This window comes from Streptomyces sp. NPDC056883, assembly GCF_042788835.1.
Lineage (GTDB): Bacteria > Actinomycetota > Actinomycetes > Streptomycetales > Streptomycetaceae > Streptomyces > Streptomyces stoeckheimensis.
In genome coordinates this window covers 102,671-119,872 of sequence record NZ_JBHUBS010000002.1, presented here as the reverse complement: position 1 = coordinate 119,872, position 17,202 = coordinate 102,671, and the positions used below count along the sequence as shown (strand labels likewise).

The 17,202-nt window shown below is 72.6% G+C and carries 14 protein-coding genes; 9 read left to right on the top strand and 5 right to left on the bottom strand.

Annotated features, from left to right (window positions below; genetic code table 11):
• Positions 1-39 precede the first annotated feature (39 nt).
• Positions 40-2,157: a SpoIIE family protein phosphatase gene (locus ACFRU2_RS05890; RefSeq protein ID WP_382968109.1), complete on the top strand. Its 2,118-nt coding sequence runs from the start codon at positions 40-42 to the stop codon at positions 2,155-2,157.
• Here ACFRU2_RS05890 and ACFRU2_RS05885 read toward each other — a convergent pair.
• Complete coding sequence (locus ACFRU2_RS05885) at positions 2,115-4,151, bottom strand: transcriptional regulator (RefSeq protein WP_382968106.1); 2,037 nt, start codon at positions 4,149-4,151, stop codon at positions 2,115-2,117. The genes ACFRU2_RS05890 and ACFRU2_RS05885 overlap by 43 nt on opposite strands.
• Positions 4,152-4,247: 96 nt before the next feature.
• On the opposite strand from ACFRU2_RS05885, the gene ACFRU2_RS05880 reads away from it, so the two are divergent.
• Both ACFRU2_RS05880 and ACFRU2_RS05875 read left to right on the top strand, forming a co-directional pair.
• On the top strand, positions 4,248-5,066 hold the full coding sequence (locus ACFRU2_RS05880; RefSeq protein ID WP_382968104.1) for an alpha/beta fold hydrolase: 819 nt from the start codon (positions 4,248-4,250) through the stop codon (positions 5,064-5,066).
• A 90-nt stretch (positions 5,067-5,156) separates the two neighbouring features.
• Positions 5,157-7,220 (top strand): SpoIIE family protein phosphatase, encoded by a 2,064-nt coding sequence (locus tag ACFRU2_RS05875; protein ID WP_382968101.1) that lies wholly within the window; start codon positions 5,157-5,159, stop codon positions 7,218-7,220.
• A 28-nt stretch (positions 7,221-7,248) separates the two neighbouring features.
• Here ACFRU2_RS05875 and ACFRU2_RS05870 read toward each other — a convergent pair whose 3' ends face one another.
• Positions 7,249-7,827, bottom strand: coding sequence for a TetR/AcrR family transcriptional regulator (locus ACFRU2_RS05870; RefSeq protein WP_382968099.1), 579 nt, complete (start codon positions 7,825-7,827; stop codon positions 7,249-7,251).
• A gap of 123 nt (positions 7,828-7,950) precedes the next feature.
• Between ACFRU2_RS05870 and ACFRU2_RS05865 the strand changes: the two genes are divergently transcribed.
• The 3 genes from ACFRU2_RS05865 to ACFRU2_RS05855 all read left to right on the top strand — a co-directional run bounded on the left by ACFRU2_RS05865 (position 7,951) and on the right by ACFRU2_RS05855 (position 10,563).
• Positions 7,951-8,880 (top strand): NmrA/HSCARG family protein, encoded by a 930-nt coding sequence (locus ACFRU2_RS05865; RefSeq protein ID WP_382968096.1) that lies wholly within the window; start codon positions 7,951-7,953, stop codon positions 8,878-8,880.
• Positions 8,881-9,076: 196 nt separating this feature from the next.
• Complete coding sequence (locus ACFRU2_RS05860) at positions 9,077-9,454, top strand: FKBP-type peptidyl-prolyl cis-trans isomerase (RefSeq protein ID WP_382968094.1); 378 nt, start codon at positions 9,077-9,079, stop codon at positions 9,452-9,454.
• 191 nt (positions 9,455-9,645) lie between these two features.
• A complete protein-coding gene (locus ACFRU2_RS05855) occupies positions 9,646-10,563 on the top strand; it encodes a heme A synthase (RefSeq protein WP_382968091.1) in 918 nt (305 codons plus the stop codon).
• Between the two features lie 55 nt (positions 10,564-10,618).
• Here the strand turns inward: ACFRU2_RS05855 and ACFRU2_RS05850 are convergent, their stop codons facing one another.
• The 3 genes from ACFRU2_RS05850 to ACFRU2_RS05840 form a co-directional block, all read right to left on the bottom strand.
• Positions 10,619-11,095 carry a hypothetical protein gene (locus ACFRU2_RS05850; protein ID WP_382968088.1) on the bottom strand — a complete coding sequence of 159 codons (477 nt, stop codon included), beginning with the start codon at positions 11,093-11,095 and terminating at the stop codon, positions 10,619-10,621.
• A 191-nt stretch (positions 11,096-11,286) separates the two neighbouring features.
• Positions 11,287-12,378, bottom strand: a complete 1,092-nt coding sequence (locus ACFRU2_RS05845; RefSeq protein ID WP_382968086.1) for a PP2C family protein-serine/threonine phosphatase — start codon at positions 12,376-12,378, stop codon at positions 11,287-11,289.
• 100 nt (positions 12,379-12,478) lie between these two features.
• A complete protein-coding gene (locus ACFRU2_RS05840; RefSeq protein WP_382968083.1) occupies positions 12,479-13,123 on the bottom strand; it encodes a dihydrofolate reductase family protein in 645 nt (214 codons plus the stop codon).
• A 220-nt stretch (positions 13,124-13,343) separates the two neighbouring features.
• Here ACFRU2_RS05840 and ACFRU2_RS05835 point away from each other — a divergent pair, with 220 nt between their 5' ends.
• The 3 genes from ACFRU2_RS05835 to ACFRU2_RS05825 all read left to right on the top strand — a co-directional run bounded on the left by ACFRU2_RS05835 (position 13,344) and on the right by ACFRU2_RS05825 (position 17,193).
• Positions 13,344-15,440, top strand: coding sequence for a calcium-binding protein (locus ACFRU2_RS05835; protein ID WP_382968081.1), 2,097 nt, complete (start codon positions 13,344-13,346; stop codon positions 15,438-15,440).
• 139 nt (positions 15,441-15,579) lie between these two features.
• Positions 15,580-16,170 (top strand): TIGR03086 family metal-binding protein, encoded by a 591-nt coding sequence (locus ACFRU2_RS05830; RefSeq protein ID WP_382968078.1) that lies wholly within the window; start codon positions 15,580-15,582, stop codon positions 16,168-16,170.
• A gap of 69 nt (positions 16,171-16,239) precedes the next feature.
• A complete protein-coding gene (locus ACFRU2_RS05825) occupies positions 16,240-17,193 on the top strand; it encodes an alpha/beta hydrolase (RefSeq protein ID WP_382968076.1) in 954 nt (317 codons plus the stop codon).
• The last annotated feature ends 9 nt before the right edge of the window (positions 17,194-17,202 follow it).

The following is a 17,202-nucleotide window of genomic DNA, read 5'->3' as shown; positions in this document are numbered from 1 at the left end:
TACCCCGGACGGGCTCCGCTGAGGAGGGAGCCGTCGAGGATGGGTGCACACGAGCCGCTCCCCGATGAGGCGCGGGACCGAACGGAGGGGCCGTCCTCGCCGGGAGGGCTGCTCGATCTGCTCAGCGTGGCCGCCATCGTGCTGGACACCCGCGGACGGATCGTGTTCTGGAGCCCGCAGGCCGATGAGGTGTTCGGCTACACCGCCGAGGAGGCCCTGGGCCGGCCCGCGGCGCACCTCCTGGTCCGCGAAGAGCACGAGGACCTGGTGACGAAGCTGTTCGCCGAGGTGATGGGCACGGGGGCGAGCTGGGCGGGCGCGTTCCCCATCCGCCACAAGGACGGAAGCACCCGCCTGGTGGAATTCCGCAACATGCGGCTGCTGGACGACCTCGGCGACGTCTACGCCCTGGGCATCGCCGCCGACCAGCGCATGCTGCACCAGGTGGAGACCGACCTCGCCCTGTCCCAGCGCCTCGTGGCGCAGGCCCCCATCGGCATCGCCCTGCTGGATACGGACCTTCGCTATCTGCTGGTCAACCCTGCTCTGGAGCGCATCAACGGCGTCCCGGCCGCCGACCACATCGGCCGCCGGATCCACGAGATCCTTCCGTTCGTCGACGTGGACACCCTCGAGTCCGCGCTGCGCCAGGTCCTGGTGACCGGCACGCCCCTGATCGACCAGTACTCCGTCGGCCGGACGCCGGCCGACCCGGACCAGGATCACGCCTGGTCGGTGTCGTTCTACCGGCTCGAAGGGCCCAGCGGCCGGGTGATCGGCGTGGCCAGCTCCGTCGTCGACGTCAGCGAACGTCATCGGGCGGCGACCGAGGCGGACCGTGCCCGGCGCCGCCTGGCCCTGATCGCCGATGCTTCCGCCCGTGTCGGCACCACGCTGGACGTGGAGCAGACCGCCCACGAACTGGCCCAGGTCGCCGTCCCCGGCCTGGCCGACCTGGCGGCCGTGGACGTCCTGGACGCCGTGCTGTCCTTCCGCCGGAGCTCGGGTCCCCGCGACGGGCCTGAGGTGTTCCGCGCGCTCGCCGTGGCCTCCGCCTACCCGACCGAGGCCGCCGCCGCAGCGGACACGGTCGGGGACCTGGCCTCGTACGGGGCGGACCGGCTGATCACCCGGTGCGTCCACACCGGACAGCCGGTGCTCGTGGCCCGTGTCGGCACCGAAGACCTTCTCCACATCGCCCGTGACTCCGATGCGGCCGCGACCCTCTCCCGGACGGGGGTGCATTCCTATCTCGCGGTGCCGCTGATCGCGCACAACGAGGTTCTCGGCGCCTTCGACATGCTGCGCGCCCGCAACCCCCTTCCGTTCGACGAGGACGACGTGATCCTCGCCGGGGAACTGGCTGCCCGCGCCGCCGTCGCCATCGACAACGCCCGCTGGCACCAGAGCGTCCGCAACGCGGCCGAAACCCTCCAGCGCAGCCTCCTGCCCGGCCACCCGCCCGAAGCCCACGGTCTGGAGATCGCCTCCCTCTACCAGCCCGCCCAGGCATCCCACGAGGTCGGAGGGGACTGGTACGACGTCATCCCCCTGGCCGGTGACAAGACGGCCCTCGTCGTCGGCGACGTCATGGGCAACGGCATCGACGCCGCCGCGACGATGGGTCGGCTGCGCACCGCCACCGTCGCCTTCGCCGACCTCGATCTGGCCCCCGACCAGGTCCTACGGCATCTCGACAAGATCACCCGAGGACTCGAGCACTACATCGCCACCTGCGTCTACGCCGTCTACGACCCCCACGACCACCGCTGCCACATCGCCAATGCGGGACACCTCCCGCCCGTCCTCGCCGCAGCGGGTCAGCGCCCCCGGCTCCTCGACCTGCCCACCGGCGCACCCCTCGGCGTCGGCGGCGTCGCCTTCCACACCACCGTGTTCGACCTGAACCCCGGCGACCGGCTGCTCCTCTACACCGACGGCCTCGTCGAAACCCGCCAACACCCGATCGACGAGCGCCTGGACACCCTGCTGCACACCCTGGACGGACCCCGCCGGCCCCTGGACGGCACCTGCCAGTGGCTCCTGAACTCCCTGCGCCACCCCGACGACCACGACGACGTCGCCCTCCTCATCGCGCAGGTCACCGCGGACGGTCACGTGGACCAACCGGAGGGCAAGCGCGGATCCGGGGCGTAGGTGCAGTAGGTCCCCGTGGAGATGGTGCGGTCGAGGTGGTCGCCGAGCGCCGGACAGGCGTCTCGGAGGTGGCCGATGGCCTTGCGCACGGCCTGGGTGACGGCCGCCCGGGCCCGTTCGGAGGCCACGCCCGCGTGCCGGTCCCGCCCGCCGAGTCCGACGGCCCGGGTGAGTTCGTTGATCAGGAACTCACGCTCGATGCCGGCTTGTTCCTGCCGGGCGATGTCGTTGTCGGCGCGGGCGTCTTCGATGTCCTCCTCGATGTCGGCCAGCCGCCGCCGGTACATCTGCTTGGCCCGGTCGTCCAACAGGGGGCCGAGGTCGCCGGCGCGGGACAGCCTTCCCGCAGCGGCAGGATCATCGCTGTCGGCGGCCACCAGGTCGAGGACGTGGAACTCCCGGCCCGGCGCGGCGAAGAGCCGGGCGAGGTGGTGCATTCCCTTGCTGTCGCGGACGGTCGTGCGTCGACCGTCGAAGACGACCCTCCAGTGATCGCCCTCCCGGACGAACGTGTCCGGCTCTGCCGTTTCCGTCCGGGGCCCGTCGGTCGCGGGCCCGTCGGTCGCGGGCCCGTGGGCGATCCGTTCGAGCTCGGTACGCGCCGCCGACCGTTCGAGGGTCTCGGCCCGGAGGTTGCCCAGGGCGCCCTGAGCGTCCGCGAGCCGGAGCCTACACTCGGCCGTCTCGTAGGGCGCGCCGACCTGGCTCCAGGCACGGACGGCATCGGTGAACGACGCCGACGCCCCGACCGCATCGCCTTCGGCGAGCAGGAGGTCGCCCCGGGCGCGCAGGGCCGATGCGGCGAGTGCGGTGCTTTCGAAGCGGACGGCGACCTCGTCGAGCTCGCGGGCCGCGGCCCGCGCCGTTTCCAGGTCGCCGCGGGCGACGGCGATCCTGACCTGCGCGTCCAGCAGCGGCGCCCGCCGCAGCCCGGAGGTGGGGGGCAGCTCCTTCGACGGCACCGGCAGCGGACGGGCCAGCGCCTCCCGGATCGCGGCGGCGGCCGTGTCGGCGTCGCCCCCGGCGAGCCGGACGAGCGAGAGACCGGGTTCGGGATCCCACCCGAGGCCATGGGCGGCGAGCAGCGCCTCTTCGGCTCCGGGAAGGTCGCCGCGCCGGAGCCGGATCCGGCCCAGTTCCGTCAGCGGCCAGCCCAGCTCGCGCCGCACGTAGGGGCGCAGCTCGTCGCACGCCAGCAGCACCTGCTGCTCGGCGTGCGCGCACTGGCCCCGCAGGCGCAGGATCTCGGCCCGGTGCACCCGGCAGCGGCCGTGCAGGCTGCCGATCGCGTTCGTGCGCGCCCACCGCTCCATCGCCTCGGTCCACTGCTCGGCGAGGTCGTACTGGGCCAGGCCCTGCAGGGCGCAGACCAGTTCGCAGTAGACGACTCCGGTCGACAGGGCGTCGAGATCGCCGGTCATCACCGCCGTGCCGGCTTCGTCGAGGAGCTCCAGGCCCCTGGGGACGTCACCGTCGAGAATCACCAGCCTGGCCCGGGCCACGCGCCCGATCGCCGCTGCCGCCGGATCGGTGTGCGAGCCGGTCTCGATCGCCCGGTCGGCCCAGTCCCGGGCCGCGTCGACGTCGCCGCTGAGGAGTCGCTCGAAGGCGCGCACCGCGGCGAACCACGCATGGACGGGTGTCGGCGTCGCAGGGTCGAGGAGGCGTTCCGCTCGATGCAGCCACCCGCGTACCGGAGCCATGAGAGCGGTGTCGAAGAGCAGGTGCATGGCGACCCGGACGGCGGCTCCGGCCGCCCCGATGTCCTCGCCGAGCCGGGACAGCTCCTCGTGGAGCCGCTCCCAGGTCTCGATCGCAACGTCGAGGTGTCCGGCGGCGTAGGCGACGGAGGCGAAGTCCGCGAGCTCCGCCGGGCCGAGCCCGCCCACCTCGCGGGCCTCCAGGTAGCCGGTGTAGGCGTCCGCCCAGGCTCCCCGGGCCGCGGCGTCCCGCGCCCGCCCCAGGGCGATCTCTTCGCCGGAGGTAGGGGCCACGGACGTTTCCTTCCGCCCCCGGGGCACGTGGGGGTTACAGCGGTAACGGTCGTGCTTACGCCTCCATGGTGAGCCACAACTCCAGTGGAGGACATCATGGACACCGTCACGGTCAACGACATCCGGCTGGAACACGAGGTCCGGGGAAGCGGGGAGCCGGTCCTGCTCATCAGCCCGGTCCTTCCCGACGGATTCCTCCCGCTCGTCGCCGAGCCGGTACTCACCGAGCGTTACCGTCTCGTCACCTATCACAAGCGGGGCTGGAGCGGCAGCACCCACACCCCCGGGCCGGTGGGCGTGGCCGATCACGTCGCGGATGCCATTGCGCTGCTCGACCACCTCGGCATCGACCGCGTCCACGTGGCGGGGCATTCGACGGGCGGGGCGGTCGCCGCCCAGCTCGCACAGGACCACCCCGACCGGATCGTCACGGTCGCCCTGCTGGAGCTCTCCCTCTTGTCGGTGCCCGCGGGCGCGGCGTTCTTCGCGCAGGCCGCGCCGGCGTTCGAGGCGTACGCCGACGGCGATCCCGAACGCGCCTTCGGACTGTTCCTGTCCCTCGCCGGCGGAATGGACTGGGACCGCTGCCGAACCCTGCTCGACGAGCGCATTCCGGGCAGCGTCGCCCAGGGGGTCAAGGACGCCGATACGCTCTTCGGGGTCGAACTCCCCGCTCTGGCGGAGTGGCGCTTCGGGCCCGACGAGGCCGCGGCGATCCGCCGGCCGGTGCTGTCCGTGCTGGGCGGCGCCACCCAGCCGCTGTGGGTCGAGGTCGCCGAGTTCCTCCGCTCGAACGTGCCCGACATCGAGGAGTGCGTCGTCGACGGTGTGGGCCATCTGCTCCACATCGAACGGTCCCGACCGGTCGCCGAAGCCCTGGCCCGGTTCCTGGCCCGTCACCCGATCACCCCCTGACCTCCCCGTTGGCCACGGCATGGTTCCCCCCGCGCGCCCGCCGACGGGGCCCGCATAATGGATGGAACGGCGGGTGGAAGGGGACGTCTCGTGCCATCGGCTCTGCCGGGGGGCGAGGCGGCTCACGGCCCGTTCTGGTCCGAGCCCGGGACGCTGCTGGAGCACGTGCCCGTGGCCGTCTTCGGTGTGGATGACGGCGACCGCGTCTGTTACTGGGGGCCCGGCGCACGGGACCTCTTCGGATACGACTCCACCGCCGTCCTGTCCGAGCCCGGCGCCGTTCTCTTCGCCGACGGGCTCCGGGGCGCCTCCGCATCGTGCGCCCGGATGACCGAGCGGGGCCGGACCCTCGGGTACTGGCGGGGCCGGCTGACGGCACGGCATCACGACGGCACGGCCTTCGCGTGCGGATTCCGGGCCTTCTCCGTGACCGGGTCCGCAGGACGTTCGGTGGTGATGGTCCTGGCGAGCCGCAGCGACGAGCTCGATCGGGTCAAGACCAACCTCGCGTTCCTCGACGCCCTCTTCGAGACCTGCCCCATCGGTCTGGTCATGCTCGACCCGGACCTCCGGTACGTCCACCTCAACCAGGCTCTCGCCGACATGGACGGTCTTCCGATCGAGGCGCACCTCGGGCGGCGGATGGACGAGTTCATGATCATGTCCGATGGCGGCGAGTACCAGCGCATGCTCCGGGACGTCGCGCGGGGCGGAGCGCCGATCGTGGGGACGCTGGTGGGCCTGCGCCCGCGCGGGCATCCGGACCGTGACCAGGTGCGGTCGGTGAGCTTCTTCCCCCTGAGCCGGGCGGTCGGCTCGCGCCCCGGAGTGGGCGGGTTGATGGTGGATGTGACGGACCGGGAACGGGCCATCCTGGAAGCCACCGCCAGCCGTCGCCGACTGGCTCTGCTGGACGGGGCCTCGACGCGTATCGGGACCACCCTGGACGTGAACATCACGGCCCAGGAGCTGGTCGACGCGTCCATCCCGGACTTCTGCGACGGCGCCGTGGTCGAAGTCGTCGAGTGGATGGACGAGGACGAGGTCTTTGATCCGGCGAGACTGCTGATCACCCGCCGGATCGCCTCCGGGACGACCCTGCCCCCGCCGGCCACCGAACTCGTGAGCGGGGTGGATACGGTGCGGTATCCGCCCGGCTCCGTCATCCACGACATGCTGCGCACCGGTCGTGCGATCTCCGCGGTGGTGAACGAGGAGTTCCTGGCCCGGACCGTCCTCCTCGAGTCGCGCGCACGGCTCTTCGCCGAGAGCGGGTTGGCCTGCGTCCTCGTCGCCCCGCTCATCGCCCGGGGCACCGTCCAGGGGATCGCCATGTTCGGCCGGTCAGGGGAGCGGCCGGCCTTCACCCGGGACGACGTCAGCCTGGCGAGCGAGCTCTCCTCACGTGCTGCGATCTGTCTGGACAACGCCCGTCTGTACAGCCGTGTCCAGGACATCGCCCTCACCCTGCAGCGGGCCTTGCTTCCCAGCGCGTTGGCGACCGGCCCGTACGTGGACGTGGCCCACCGGTACGTGCCCGGCAGCCGGATCACCGAGGTCGGCGGCGACTGGTACGACGTGATCAACCTGCCCGACGGCCGGGTCGTGCTCGTGGTGGGCGACGTGATGGGGCACGGGGTGTCGGCCGCCGCGGCCATGGGCCGCCTCCGCATCACCACCAAGGCCCTGGCCAGGCACGACGGCGAGCCCGCCGAGCTGCTCACCGAGCTCGACGCGTGCGCCCAGGAGGCCGGTATCGAGCTGGCGACGTGCCTGTACCTCGTCTACGACCCGAGGACCGGCCGCGCCCGCATCGCGAGCGCCGGGCATCCCCCGGCCCTGGTGCTCCGGCCGGACGGCACGGTGGAGACCATCGACGAGGTCCTGGGAGTCCCCCTCGGCGTCGGCGGCTTCCCCTTCCGGACGACCGAGGTCGAACTCCCCGCGCACGCGACCCTCGCCCTGTACACCGACGGCCTCATCGAGGCGCGCGGCCGGGACATCGAGGCCGGTCTGGGAGCGCTGCGTGCCGAACTGGGCAGGGCTCAGGGGCCGTTGGAAGCCATGGCGGACCACATCCTGACGAGTCTGCTGCCCACGCCGCCGGCCGACGACACGGTTCTCGTCCTCGCCCGCGTCGACCGCGCCCCGTAGCGGCCCCCGGCGGCGCGGCGCACCGGGGTCAGCGTGCGCGTACGCCGTCGATGGCGATCTCCAGCAGGAGGTCGGCCTCGGCCGGGCCGTCGGTGTCCTGCTCGGTGGCCAGCGCGATGGCGCCGACGAGTTTCAGCAGCCGGCCGATGGTGATCTCGGGGCGCACGGCGTGCGCCGCGCGGGCGCGTGCGAGGAGGGCGTCTCCGGCGCGGGTGATCATGTCGTGGCAGGTCTCGCCCAGTGCCGGGGCCGCGTCGCGCATCAGCGACGCCCCCAGTCCCCGGTTGGCCACGGCGTGTGCGCCGACGGCGCGCAGCCAGGTGGACAGGGCCTGACCCGGGTCCGGTTCGGCGAGCAGCTCGTCCGCCCTCGCGCACAGGGCCTCCACCCGGCCCTTGAAGACAGCCTCCAAGAGCGCCTGCCGGGACGGAAAGTGCCGGTGCAGGGTGGCCGAGCCGACCCCGGCCCGGCGGGCGACCTCCTCCAGGGAGGCGTCGGCGCCGTGCTCGGCGATCAGCGCCCCGGCGGCGGCCAGGATCTTGTCGGCGTTGCGGCGGGCGTCGGCCCGCAGCGGCCGGCGGGGCGGGGCGGCGGCGTCCTTCGGCACGGGGGCTCCTGAAGTGAAGGCTTGCTAAGTGGGGTGGCCCTCCATATCGTAGCGAACGAGAAACGGAGGACCACCCCACTTACGGGATGGCCCCCCTTTCGCATGGACGTGGTGGAGGAAAACATGAAGCCGACGCAGAAGAAGACCGTCGTGGTGGTGGGGGCCACCGGCCTGCAGGGCAGGGCCGTGACCCGCCACCTGCTCCGCGACGGCTGGGAGGTACGGGCACTGACGCGCGACCCGAACGGGGCCCGGGCCGCGGCGCTGGCGCAGGCCGGCGCACGGGTCGTACGGGCGCAGATGGAGGACGTCGACTCCCTGGCCGCCGCGGCCGAGGGCGCCTGGGGCCTGTTCAGCGTCCAGCCCACCATCGGATCGCCCGGCACCGCGCCGGAGTTCACGGCCGAAGACGAAGTGCGCTGGGGCGTGAACGTCGCCGAGGCCGCACACACCGTCGGCATCGGGCACTTCGTCTTCACCTCGGTCGCCGAAGCGGACCGGCACCTGGAGGAGAAGCTTCCGGTGAACCTGGTCAGCAAGTGGCGGATCGAGCAGCACATCGCCGGGCTCGGCCTGCCCGCGACGATCCTGAGGCCGGTGTCCTTCATGGAGAACTTCACCGGCGGATACGCGTTGCGGAACGGGACCCTGTCCACGGGGCTCGCGCCGGAGGTTCCGCAGCAGATCATGGCCGTCGACGATGTCGGGGCCGTGGCCGCGCTGGCGTTCTCCCGGCCGGAGGAGTGGATCGGCCGGGAGGTCTCCCTGGCGGGGGACGAACTCACGCCGGTGCGGATCGCCGAGGCCATCGGGAAGGCGCTCGGCATACCGCTGCCCTACGTTCAGGTCCCGATCGAGGCGATCCGGTCCCTGAGCGAGGACTTCGCCTACGCCAACGAGTGGCTCAACAGCCTCGGTTACCGCGCGGACATCCCCGCCACCCGTCGGATCCACCCGGGCACGATGGATCTCGGCACCTGGCTGGAGCGCACCGGAGCGTCCCGGATCGCCGCGTTCCTGGACTCCACACACAGCAGCCCGCACCACGTCTAGGACAGGGGCGGATCGAACAGGTCCAGCTCGGGTCCGGGCACCGGCAGGTCTTCCGGCCCAGGGTCAGGTGAAGCCGCTCAGGGCGGTGCGGGTGGCGCCGCGTCATGGTCCGTGCGGTTTGATGTACTTCGGTCGATCAGCGTTCTCGGTGGCGTGATCGGCTGCTGCGTGGAGCGACCAGAGTGATGAGGCTGCGATGAGTGAACTGACGAAGCCCGAGATCGAGCTTCCGGCGGGTGAGGCTCCCGAGGAGCTGACCGTCCGGGACCTCGTGGTCGGGGACGGGCCCGAAGCGAAGCCGGGCCGGGTCGTCCGGGTTCACTACGTCGGGGTCACCTTCGCGTCCGGGAGGGAGTTCGACGCCTCCTGGGACCGGGGCGAACCGTTCAAGTTCGCCGTGGGCGGCGGCAGGGTCATCAAGGGCTGGGACCGGGGAATCCGGGGGATGAAGGTCGGCGGCCGGCGCGAGATCATCGTCCCCCCGCGCCTCGGCTACGGGAAGCAGTCGCCCTCGCCGTTGATCCCGGCGGGCTCCACGCTCGTCTTCGTCGTGGACCTGCTCTCCGTGGTCTGAGGAAGGCCCGCGGCACGCGGGTCCGTCGCCCCCTTGAGTGTGCGACGCCCCGTCAGGTCGGGGTAAACGCGCGGGCGTACGCTGAGGCCCCGCCCCATGGCGCGTGAAAGCGACTTACGGAAAGGCTGATCGTGCGCACTCCCCTCTCATGGCTTGCCGACAGGTACTCACTCGGAGCGAGAAGCGTCCGGGTGGCCGCGCTGGGTTCGGTCGTGGCGAGCATCGCGATCATCGTGACCGGCGGAATCGTCCGCGTCACCGGATCCGGTCTCGGCTGTACCGATTGGCCCATGTGTACGGGAGAAACGCTGGCCCCCACCGCGGAAATGGGGGTGCACGGCGCCATCGAATTCGGAAACCGGCTCCTGACCGGGGCGCTGTGCGCCGTGGTGGGCTGGGTCATCATTACCGCGCGCCTCCAGGAAAAGCCCGTGCCCTCGGTGCTGCGCGGAGGCTGGGCGCAGTTCTGGATCGTCGTGCTCAACGCCGTCGTCGGCGGAGTGACCGTCTGGATGCGGCTGAGCCCGTACATCGTCGCCGCACACTTCCTCGCCGCCACGCTGCTGCTCACCGCCGCGGTGTACACCTGGCACGCGGCGTACGCCGATGGCGGCGCCGGCGCCAACGACGCCCCGCCCGTCGCGCGGGTCCGGTCCCTGTCGGTGGCCCTGGTCGCGGTGACGGCCCTGTTGGTCTTCGTGGGCACGCTCGCCACCGGCTCGGGCCCGCACGCGGGCGACTCCTCGGACGTGGCGCGGATGCCCTTCAACTGGACGGCCGTGACGGTCGTCCACGGCTTGCTGGCCGGGACAGTCCTGGTACTGGCCGGAGTCCTGCTTTCCGCCCTGCCCAAGGACGGCTTCGGCGCCGCGCGCCGCAAGGCGCTCGCCTTCCTGGCCGTGCTGCTGGGCCAGGGCCTCGTGGGGCTGGTGCAGTCGGTGACGGCCCTGCCCTCGCTCCTGGTGATGCTCCATCTGCTGGGTTCGGCGCTCGTGTGGACCGGAGTGCTCCAGGTGCACTTCACCGTCAAGAGGGCCTGTTCCGGATACTCGAGTCCGCTCGGCGGTGCACCGCTGCCGCGCGCGCGGGGTGCCGCGACGCACGCCTGACCGGCAGACTTGAACACCCCGAACAGCGGCGCGAGCTGCACCAGCCACTCGAGGATCATGGCATGGGCATGGGCATGGGCGTGGTCGGGCTCGCGGGTCTGTCCACGGCCAGGACCCGGAGGTCGCCGCTCCAGCTCTCGCAGCGGACACTGCCCGACCGAAAGTCCAGCTCGAGCGCCACACGCCCTGTCGCCGGCTCCCACTCCTGCCGGACGTCGAGCACCACCTCGCCGAGGTGGGCTGCGAACGGGGTCTCGTCACGCACGGGCCGAACGTCGATCCGTCCCCAGTCGCCCATGTCGAACCCGTCATCCGGCCCGGAGGACTCGACCATGAGGCACCAGTCCGTTCCGCCGGCGATGTTGGTGGACCCACCGTGATCGTCGATCAGCCACACTTCAACCGGGCCGTCGGCAGGTCGCTCGCCGTGCGTATGCCAGGACGCCAGCACCTCGACAAGCCGGCTGCCGACCAAAGACGACGGGTCGATGCCGGGTCCGTGCAGCGGGCAGGCCGGGTCCAGGAGCTCCATCCGGGGACCGTACCGCGCCTGCCCGCACCGACTCACCTGCTTGAACGGGACAGCCCTTCGCCCCGTTCACCGGGTGGTGTCCGGCTCGGCGATCAGTGCCACAAGGGTGTGTTGGTGCCTTGACGTCAGATCTCGTCCGTCAAGGCCTGCGGCTCGGCGGCCGCGGTGGAGGCGGCCCGGACGGCCGGGCCTCAGGGCGCGGAGAGGCGTACGGCCAGGGCCGCGATGTCGTCGTCGAGGCGTCCTCTGCTGTAGCGGAGCAGGTCGCGGTGCAGGGCCGTCAGCAGGTCGCGGGGCGGCGCCGGGGGCTGGCGGCGCATCCACTCCGTCAGCGGGAAGAACTCGCCGTCACGGGCGCGGGCCTCGGCGATCCCGTCGGTGTACAGGAGCAGTACGTCGCCGGGGGCGAAGCCGAAGGTGTCGACGGTGTAGTCGTCTCCGATCAGCTCGGCGAGGCTGAGCAGCGGGGAGGGGGCTGCCGAGTCGAGGACACGGAGCTTCCCGCGGTTCAGGATCAGTGGCGGGGGGTGTCCGCAGTTGAGGACGTCGATGTGCCCGGCCCCGTGCGGGATCTCGACGAGGAGGGCCGTCGCGAAGCGCTCCATCGGCCCCTCGGGGGGAAAGGCCGCGTTGTAGCGGGTGCTGCTGGCGTCGAGTCTGCGGGCGATGTCGACCAGGGCGGCCTCGCCGTAGGCCGCCTCCCGGAAGGCGTTGACGATCGCCGCGGCCGCTCCCACGGCCGGGAGTCCCTTGCCCCGCACGTCACCGATGAGCAGCCTGACCCCGAACGGCGTGTCGACGACCTCGTAGAAGTCCCCGCCGATGCGGGCCTCCGCCGCGGCCGCGAGGTACAGCGACTCGATCTCGATGCCGCCGATGCGGTGGGGCATGGGGCTCAGCACCACCTGCTGCGCCGCGTCGGCCACGAGCCGCACCTGGAAGAGGGTGCGCTCCCGCTGGAGCCGGACGTGGCTTCCGTACGCCGCGGCCACGGTCACCGCGATGATCCCCGAGGCGGTCCACCACGTCCCCAGATCGGGGAAGACGAGGCTGAGGCCGATCATCAGGAGGAGGCAGACCGTACCGAGCAGGACGGTGGGGAGCACCGGCCACATGGCGGCGGCGAGGGCCGGGGCGGCGGGCAGGAGGCGGCTGAAGGCCATCTCCGGCGGGGTGGTGTACGCGAGGCTGGCGATGACGACGGTCAGGAAGACCGGCGACAGCCGCACAAGTCTTCCCTGGCCGCGGCGCGTGCGGAGCCGCGACCGTCCAGACTCGATCACATGTACCAGGGTATCCGCGCACGGGGGATCCAGCGCCCCGACGGAAGGGGCGCGGGGCCCGTCGGGCCGCGGGCCGCGGGACCCGGGACCCGGGGTGGTTTCAGCCGGCGCTCGGGACACCGCGATCGGGTGCGCTCATGTCGCCCGTCGCGGGAATGCCGTCGGCGAGCCCGTAGCGCAGGTGCACGGTGCCCTTCGGACCGGCGACCGGGGGTGCGAGCAGAGCGAGGTTCGTGGGCACCGCGCCGCCGTCGAACACCCTCTTCCCGACTCCGAGCACGATCGGGTGCACCCAGAGGTCGAGACGGTCGAAGAGCTTCTCGCGCAGGAGGGTCTGCACGAGGTTCAGGCTCCCCACGACCTTCACGTGCTCGTGCCGCTCGCGGATCTCGCGCACCGCTCCGGCCAGGTCCGGGCCGAGGTGCGTGGACCCGGCCCAGGAGAGGTCGGGCCTGCCGCGGGAGGCCACGTACTTCGGGACCCGGTTGAAGAGCGTGGCGATCTCGCCGTCCTCGCCGCCCTTCTGGTGGGGCCAGTAGGCGGCGAAGATCTCGTAGGTCCGCCGCCCGAGCAGGAGGGCGTCCGTGCCCTCGTACGCGGCGCCGATCTGCGCTCCCGTGACCTCGTCCAGCAGGGGCGCCTGCCAGCCGCCGAACGGGAACCCCACCGGGTCCTCGTCGGGTCCCCCGGGCGCCTGCCCGACGAAGTCGAGGGTCGCGAACAGTTCGATGTGGATGAGGCCCATGGCGTGCTCCAGGTGAGTCGGTCGTCTCCGTCAAGGGGTAGACCTGCGGGCTGCCGCAGACTCATCGCCGCGCCGGAGCCCGCTTCGCCCGGTTCGCCCACGGGGGTGGATCCCCGCCCCCGGAGGGCGCGGCCCGGCCCCGCCTCGGCCGCCCGGCGCACGTCCGGCACGAAGCTGCTGCCTGCTCGTTCCCCGGCGCGACTCGGAGGTCCGTACGACCATGATCCACTCACACCCCAGCCCGCCCGAAGGGCGCCGCCGCCCCGTCCGGAGCGGCGGACGGGCGGCCACGGTGCTGGCCGCCGCGACGGCCGCCGCGCTCGCGCTGGTCCTGGCGCTGCCCGGTACGGCGCTGGCGGCTCCGGGAGACCCGGACCCCGGCTTCGCCGGTTCCGGCAAGGTCCAGACGTACTTCCCGGACGACGGCGGACCGTGGGACTACGCCGAAGGTCTGGACGTCGCCCGGCAGGGCGACGGCAAGCTGGTCGTGGCCGGCCACGTCACGGGGCCGGGCGTCCCGTTCGACATGGCGCTGATCCGGTACAACGCCGACGGCAGCGTCGACACCGGATTCGGTGGCGGCGACGGCCGGGTGACCAGCGATTTCGGGGGTGACGACCAGGCCGAGGCGGTGGCGGTACAGCCCTCCGACGGCAAGATCGTGGTCGCCGGCCGTACGGAGGTCCCGGACGAGGGCGGCGGCTGCTGCTTCTTCTCCGTCGCCCGCTACAACACCGACGGCTCGCTCGACCAGGGCTTCGGCTCGGCCGGTCTCGTGCGCGTCGACGACTTCGGCGCCGCGTCGGGTGCCGCCGACCTGGTCGTCCAGCCGGACGGCAAGATCCTCGCGGTGGGCCTCAGCGGCGGGGCGGGCTTCGCACTGGCCCGCCTCAACCCGAACGGCAGCCCCGACCCGTCCTTCGGCGGGGACGGCACGGTGGTGGCGGGCTTCGCTCCCGCCTTCCCCGGTGACGCGGGCGGGCAGGCCACCGGTCTGGCGCTCCAGCCCGACGGCAGGTTCGTCGCCGTCGGCTACGTGGGCAGCACGGCCTTCGACTTCGGAATGGCCCGCTACCTGTCCAACGGCAGCCTCGACACCTCCTTCAGCGGCGACGGCATGGCCACCGCGGACTTCGGCGGTACGGACTTCGGCCGGGCCGTGGCGGTCCAGTCCGACGGCGCGGTCGTCGCCGCGGGGTCGACCAACACCGGTTTCGCACTGGCCCGGTTCACGTCCGGCGGCAGTCCCGACGCCGCCTTCGGCACCGGCGGCCGGGTCACCACGGTCTGGCCCCTCAGTACGGCGGTGGCGTACGACATGACCCTCCAGCAGGACGGCAAGATCCTCGTCGGCGGCACGGCCGACGACCCGGACAGCCAGGAGGCCTCCGACTTCGCCCTCGCCCGCTACCTGCCGAGCGGCAGCCTGGACACCGGCTTCGGCGGCGGTGACGGCCGGGTGTACACCGGCATGCTGGGCGGGGAGGAGATCCGCGGACTGCTCGTGCAGCCCGACGGGAAGATCGTGGCCGCGGGGCTCGCCGGGCTGGGCGCCTTCGGCATCGCCCGCTACGAAGGCGGCGGCAGCACCCCGCCTCCGCCCCCTCCGGCGGCCAACCTGTCGGTGACGAAGACCGGCACGACGACCGTGAGCATCGGCGACCAGGCCTCGTACACGGTCCGGGTCACCAACGCCTCGACGTCCACGGCGACCGCGACGGGCGTGACCCTCACCGACACCCTCTCCGGAGCCGGGGTCACCCTCCTGTCGGCCGTCCCCTCCCAGGGCACCTGCACGACCACGGCGACCCGCGCGACCTGCGCCCTCGGCAGCCTCGCACCGGGCGCGAGCGCCACGCTCACGGTGACGGCCGAACCGCGCGCCACCGGCACCCTGACGAACAGCGCCTCCGCCACCGCCACGCCCCAGGACCCGAACCCGGCCGACAACAGTGCCGGCGCCTCGACCTCGGTGAACAACTCCCGCGGCTGCACGATCATCGGCACCAGCGGTACGGACACCCTCAACGGCGGCTACTCCAACGACGTCATCTGCGGCCTCAGCGGCAACGACACCATCCGCTCGAGCTACGGCAACGACACCGTCCACGGCGGGCCCGGCAACGACAACATCGACGGGGGCTTCGGCGACGACACCCTGAACGGCGGCCCGGGCAACGACACCCTCACGGGCTACTACGGCAACGACCGCCTGACCACCACCGACGGCGTCGCGGCCAACGACACCGCCAACGGCGGCGTGGGCACCGACACCTGCACCACCGACCCGGGCGACGCCCGCATCAGCTGCCCCTGAGCGGATGCCCCTGAGCGGATGGCCCGCGGCCCGGGAGGGGTTCGCTCCCCTCCCGGGCCGAGGCTGCCGGCCGTGTGGCGATGAGTTCCGGCGCCGCCGCCGGTCCACCCTCCAGACCCTTGCCCCGAAGGAGCGGCACATGACCGATACGACACTGCTCGACCTCGGACCGCAGGCCCGGATCGTGGCCCGCCTCGCGGCGGGCGTTCCCGACGCCCGGCTCGCCGATCCGACGCCCTGCCCCGACTACGCGGTCGGCAACCTGCTGGGCCACCTCTCCGGCCTGGCCGTCGCGTTCCGCGACGCCGGCCGCAAGGATCTGGGCTCCACGACGGACACGGCCCCCGGCACGGCCGTGCCCACCCTCCCCGCCGACTGGCGCGAGGAACTCCCCCGCGTGCTGGGCGAACTGGCCGAGGCCTGGACGGATCCGGCCGCCTGGACCGGCATGACCCGTGCGGGCGGCGTGGACCTGCCGGGCGAGATCGCGGGTCTGGTGGCCGTCAACGAACTGGTCATCCACGGCTGGGACCTGGCTCGGGCCACCGGCCAGGCGTACGCACCCGATCGGGCCGCGCTGGAGACCTCGTACGGCTTCCTCCTGGCCGCGGCGGAGGAGGAGGGCACCCGCGGGGACATCTTCGGCCCCGTCGTCCCGGTACCGGACGACGCCCCGCTGCTGGACCGGGCGGTCGGTCTGAGCGGACGCGATCCGGACCGGCCGTCCTGACGCCCGACGCTTCGCGACGGCTCCCGTCGCACGAGATCCTGCGGCCCCGTACCCGGAAGGCTCTACGCCATGCCCCTGGACCCGTCCATCGCAGCGCTCCTCTCGCAAGTCCAGGCGGGCCCGAGGGAGCGCATCCTCACGGCCGACCCGGCGGAACTCCGGGAACGGGAACGGCACGCGAATGCCGCGGTGGCGCCGGGAACGCGGATCGGCGTCGGATCCGTGGCGGACGACACGGTCCCGGGCCCCGCCGGTCCCGTACCGGTGCGGGTCTACCGTCCCGCCGGTGACGGGGCCTCCGTCGAAGGGGCCGCCGCGACCGTCGTCTTCTTCCACGGCGGCGGCTGGATCGTGGGAGACCTCGACACCCACGACCACGTGGCCCGTCGCCTCTGTCACGACCTCGGGTCCGTCGTGGTCGCCGTGCACTACCGGCGGCTTCCCGAGCACGCGTTCCCGGCCGCGTTCGAAGACTGCCTTGCCGCGGCCTGGTGGACGGCCGACCACATCGACCGGTACGGCGGCCGGCGCGACCGGCTGGCCCTCGCGGGCGACAGCGCGGGCGCTGCCCTCGCCGCATCGGTGGCCCTGGCCTTCCGCGACGCCGGGGAACCGCTCGCGGCCCAGTTCCTCGCCTACCCCGCGACGGACCGCAGCTCGCGCGACTACCCCTCCCACACCGAGAACGCGGAAGGCTACCTGCTCACCTTGCAGGACCTCCGTGACCTCACGACGATCCTGCTCGGCGGTGATGCCTCCGTTGCCACCGACGTACGGGCCTCCCCGCTGCACGCCGTGAGCCACGAGGGGCTCGCCCCCGCCGTCATCGCCACTGCCGCCTACGATCCGCTCCGCGACGAGGGCCTGGCCTACGCCCGCGCGCTGCAGGACGCCGGGGTCGACGTCTTCGTCCGCACCTACGGCGGCCTGGTCCACGGCTTCCTGAACATGTTCGCCGTCTCCGAGGGCGCGGAGGCGGCCGTCACCGAACTCGTCAGGGAACTGGGGGCCCGCCTCCGATGACCGGGCGTG